Below are 4,966 nucleotides of genomic sequence, written 5' to 3' on the forward strand. Positions count from 1 at the left end.
CGGCATGACCTGCAAGAAGCATGTGCGGGCGCAGCAAATTGCTTGGGCACACCGCTTGCCCTGCATCACGCTGGTGGACAGCGGTGGCGCCTTCCTGCCTGAGATGGCCAACATCTTTCCCGATGTGGGGCAGTTCGGCAGCATTTTCAACAACCAGGTACGCATGTCGGCCGAGGGTATCCAGCAGATTGCCGTGGTGATGGGGCCTTGCACGGCGGGTGGCGCCTACATCCCGGCGCTGTGCGACGAGGCGGTGATTGTCAAGGAACAAGGCTATATGTACCTCGGTGGCCCCGAGTTGACCTTTGCCGCCACCGGCGAGACGGTGGATGCAGAGTCGCTGGGCGGCGCCAAGATGCACTGCAGCGTCAGCGGTGTCACTGATCATATTGCCGAAGATGACCGCCACGCGCTGGCCATCACGCGTGAAATCGTACGGGACCTGGGTGAGCAGCCCAAGCCACGCTGGACGCGTCAGCCGTCGGTGCCTCCGCGCTTCGATCCGCGCGAGATTTACGGCATCATCAGCCGCGACACCAAAATCCCGACCGACACGCGCGAGATTCTGGCGCGTTTCGTCGATGACAGCCGATTCCAGGAATTCAAGCCGATGTACGGCGACACCCTGCTGACCGGCTTTGCTCGCATCCATGGCCACGAGGTTGGCATCCTGGCCAACCAGGGCGTGCTGTTCCCGGAAAGCGCGATGAAGGCGGCGCACTTCATCGATCTGTGCTGCCAGCGAGACATCCCTCTGCTGTTCATGGCCGACGTGACCGGCTTCATGGTCGGGCGCGCCGCCGAGCAGGCTGGCATTGCCAAAGCCGGGGCCAAGATGATCACGGCGATGGCCTCGGCCAACGTGCCCAAGTACACCATCATCATGGGCGCCTCTTACGGTGCAGGTTACCTGGCGATGTGTGGCCGCCCGTTCAACCCGACCGCGATGTTTGCTTGGCCGACCGGCCGCGCGGCCATCATGGGTCCGGATCAGGCCGCCACGGTGATGGCACTGGTGCGCAGACAGATCAACAAGACCGAGGGAAAAGAGTGGACGCCCGAGGAAGAAGAGGCGTTCAAGGCGCCGGTACGCAAGATTTACGAAGACTTCCAGCCTGCTGCGAACTTCTCCTCGAATTTGTGGGTGGACGACATCATCGATCCGGTGGAGACACGCGACGCCATGGGACTGCTGCTCGACCTCGCATCCCGTACTGCCGCCAAACCGACGCCGTTCGGTGTCTTCCGTTTTTAACCAGGACGCCAGCCATGCAACGCATCCACACCGTCTTGATGACCCACTTCGCCGCAGGAGTTGGGCATGCTTAAGAAAGTCCTCATTGCTAACCGCGGCGAGATCGCCTGCCGCATTGCCCGCACCTGCCGCAAGCTCGGCCTGGAAGTGGCCACCGTGCACTCCAGTGCCGACCGGTTTGCCCGCCATGTGCGTGAGATCGGTGAATCGGTCGAACTCGGGGGTGCAGCGCCCAGCGAGAGTTATCTGAACATCGATGCCATCATCGCGGCGGCCCGGCGTGTGGGCGCCGACGCCGTTCATCCGGGCTATGGTTTTGTCTCGGAAAATCCGGCCTTTGTGCGCGCACTGGATGCGGCTGGCTTGACCTTCATTGGACCCCGGGCCGACACCATCGAGCGCGTCGGCGGCAAAGCCAGTGCCAAGCGCGAGGCAGCCCGTCTCGGCGTGCCGGTCATTCCCGGCAGCGAAAGCGGCATGACCGACCCAGCCGAGGTGTTGAATCTGGTGCGCGGTATGAAGCTGCCCGTGCTGCTCAAGGCCGTGGCTGGTGGCGGTGGCCGTGGCATGGCGGTGGTCGAGACGCTGGAGGGGCTGGAGTCGCGCATCGAGAGTGCCATGCGTGAGGCCGAAAAAGCCTTCGGCAACGGCGAACTGATCGTCGAGCGCTACCTGCCGCAGGTGCGCCACCTGGAGGTGCAGGTAGCCGGTGATGGCCAGGGCCACGCCATCCACCTGTTCGAGCGCGAGTGCACCTTGCAGCGGCGCCATCAAAAAGTGATCGAAGAAGCGCCGTCCAGCGGTCTCAGCCCGCGCCTGCGAGAAGCCATCCTGGCCGACGCGGTCAAGCTGGCTTCTGGCGTGAACTACCGCGGCCTGGGCACGGTGGAGTTTGTCGTCACGGGCGAGGAACATTACTTCCTGGAAGTCAATCCGCGGCTGCAAGTCGAGCACCCGGTGACCGAAGAAGTCACAGGCCTCGATCTGGTCGAACTGCAACTGCGCATTGCCGACACCGGTACCTTGCCCCTGACGCAGGCCGACGTGCGCTGCATCGGTCACGCCTTTGAGGCCCGGCTGTGCGCGGAAGACGCCGATGCGGGCTTTTTACCGGCCACCGGGCGGCTGCAGGTGGTCGATTTTTCGCGCGCTGGCGTGCGCATCGAGTCCGGGGTGGACAGTGGCGACGAGATCTCGCCGCACTACGACTCGATGATCGCCAAGCTCATCGCGCACGGGCCTGACCGCGAGTCGGCGCGCCGGGCGCTGGTGGCCGGATTGCGCGAAAGCACGGTGATCGGCCTGGTCACCAACCTGGAATTCCTGCATGAACTGCTGGAATGGCCAGAGACCCGCGATGCCACCTTTCACACCCGCCTGATCGACGAGCGCCACGCGCAGCGCGGCGTGGTGGCGCCCGCCCCGCCGCCGCTTGAGCACCTGGCTGCGGCCGCGTTGCACTGGCTGGCGCAACGGCGTGCCGAGTCGCCCGCATTGGGCTGCTGGACCCTGGGGGACGGTTTCACAGGCTGGCGCCTGCGCAGTGGGCCGATTCAGGCCGCACCCCAGCCGGTCCTGGTGTTGAAGGCCGGCGCGGCCGAGTGGCCGGTGCGGTTTTCGAGGTGCGACGCTCAGGGCGCCTGCTCTCTGGTCATTGGCGAGCAGGAGGTGAACGCCTCGCTGCAGCCGCTCGCGGCCGGGCGCTCCCTGTTGCAGTGCGGCGGGCGGGCGCTGGAGCTGACGATCCGGGGCGATGCGCGGCAGGTCGAGCTCGCCAGCGCGCTGGGCAGCGGCGTGTTCATGGCGCAACCCTATCTGGGAGGGGACGCCGGTGACGCCGGCGCCAGCGGCCAGCTGGGCGCGCCGATGATGGGCAAGGTGGTGGCGGTCAAAGCGGCGGTCGGCGAGATGGTCGCTATCGGGCAGACCGTGATCGTGCTTGAATCGATGAAGATGGAGCTGCACGTTACGGCGCCGTTCGAAGGTAGCTTGAGCAGCCTGCGCTGCCGGGTCGGCGACATGGTCGAGCGCCACCAGGTGCTCGCCGAAGTCAGCCCCTCCTGATGGAAAGAGAAGTCAGCGATGAGCAACTTACCTACCTCCGTCGAGTTCCATGAGGAAGGCCCGCGCGAGGGCTTCCAGATGGAGCCAAAAACCTATCCGCTGGCGGATCGCGCCGCGCTGATTGATGCTTTGAGCGCCTCGGGCCTGAAGCAGATCCAGGTGGCGTCCTTCGTCAGTCCGCGCGCGGTGCCGCAGATGGTCGACGCATCCGAGTTGTTTGCCGCCATCACCAAGCGCCCTGGCACCCGCTACACGGCGCTCTGGCTCAACGACAACGGCTTCGAGCGTGCGCGCGCCTGCGAACAGGTGGACCTGGACGGCAAGCTGATGTTCTACACCACCGAGCCGTTTTCGCAGCGCAACAACAACTGCAGCGTGGCCGAGATGCGTGAACGCCAGCTCGGCTGGCTGGACCGCTACATCGCCCTGGGCATTCCGGTGGAAAAGGCCTACGTGATCACGGCCTTTGGCTGCAATCTCGGTGGTGCCGTGCCGCTGTCGGTCCTGACCGATCAGGTCCGCTGGCTGGTCGATGCCTGCGCCGACCGGCGTGTGCCGCTGCCGGTGGTCTACCTGGCCGACACCATGGGCTGGGCCCATCCCGAGGAGATCAAGCGCCGCGTCGGCGCGGTGCGCGCGATCGTACCGGAGGCGCAGATTGGCCTGCACCTGCACGACACGCGCGGCGTCGGCGGTGCCAACGTTTATGCCGCCCTGCAAATGGGCGTGCGGCTGTTCGACAGTTCGGTCGCCGGTCTGGGCGGCTGTCCGTTTGCGGGCCACACGCACGGTGGCGCGGCCGGCAATATCTGCACCGAAGACATGGTCTTCATGTGCGAGGAACTGGGCATCGAGACCGGGATCGACCTGGAGGCGCTGATCGAGGCGGCGCGGCTGGCCGAACGCATCATCGGCCGCTCCCTGTCAGGCCATGTGATGCACAGCGGCTCGCTCGCTGCAATGAAAAGATGACACAGATGACATCCCTAGAAAGCCGTATCGACACCCGCAGCGATTCCTACCACCAGGCGCTGGCGCACGGCCGCACCCAGGTCGAGACCTTGCGCACACGCCTGTCCGGGGTGGCCACTGGCGGGCGTGATGCGCACATCGGGCGCCACCACGCGCGCGGCAAGCTGCTGGTGCGCGAGCGCATCGACTTCATCGTCGATGACGGCAGCGCCTTCTTGGAACTCTCGCCGCTGGCGGCCTGGGATCAGTATGGCAACGAGGTGCCGGGTGCGGGCATCGTCACCGGCGTCGGCATGGTGGCCGGGCGGCCGTGCATGTTCATCGCCAACGACGCCACCGTCAAGGGCGGCTCGTTCTTCCATGAAACCGTCAAGAAACACGTGCGGGCGCAGGAAATCGCCGAGCGCCTGCGACTGCCCTGCCTGTACCTGGTGGACTGCGGCGGTGCCTTTCTGCCGGAGCAGGACCGCGTGTTTCCCGACAAGGACTACTTCGGCAACAGCTTCCACCGCCAGTGCCGCATGTCGCAGGCCGGCCTGCCGCAGCTCTCGGCCGTGTTCGGCGGTTGCACCGCGGGCGGCGCCTACATTCCCGCGCTGTCGGACGAAGTGGTGATGGTGCGCGGTAACGCACGCATTCATCTGGGTGGCCCGTCCATCGTCAAGATCGCGATCA

Annotated in this window: 4 protein-coding genes; all 4 read left to right on the plus strand. The window is 65.6% G+C overall.

Translation table 11 applies throughout. The features are described 5' to 3' along the window. Positions 1–1,255, plus strand: a 1,255-nt coding sequence (locus ABYB95_RS16915) for an acyl-CoA carboxylase subunit beta (protein ID WP_372659727.1), incomplete at its 5' end; no start/stop codon positions are given. A gap of 66 nt (positions 1,256–1,321) precedes the next feature. Beyond that, on the plus strand, positions 1,322–3,319 hold the full coding sequence (locus ABYB95_RS16920; RefSeq protein ID WP_372659728.1) for a biotin carboxylase N-terminal domain-containing protein: 1,998 nt from the start codon (positions 1,322–1,324) through the stop codon (positions 3,317–3,319). Positions 3,320–3,337: 18 nt separating this feature from the next. Continuing rightward, on the plus strand, positions 3,338–4,291 hold the full coding sequence (locus tag ABYB95_RS16925; protein WP_008905478.1) for a hydroxymethylglutaryl-CoA lyase: 954 nt from the start codon (positions 3,338–3,340) through the stop codon (positions 4,289–4,291). Positions 4,292–4,296: 5 nt separating this feature from the next. Continuing rightward, positions 4,297–4,966, plus strand: a 670-nt coding sequence (locus ABYB95_RS16930) for a carboxyl transferase domain-containing protein (RefSeq protein ID WP_372659729.1), incomplete at its 3' end; no start/stop codon positions are given.

This window comes from Hydrogenophaga sp. (genome assembly GCF_041633695.1).
In the GTDB taxonomy this organism is placed as follows: domain Bacteria; phylum Pseudomonadota; class Gammaproteobacteria; order Burkholderiales; family Burkholderiaceae_C; genus Hydrogenophaga.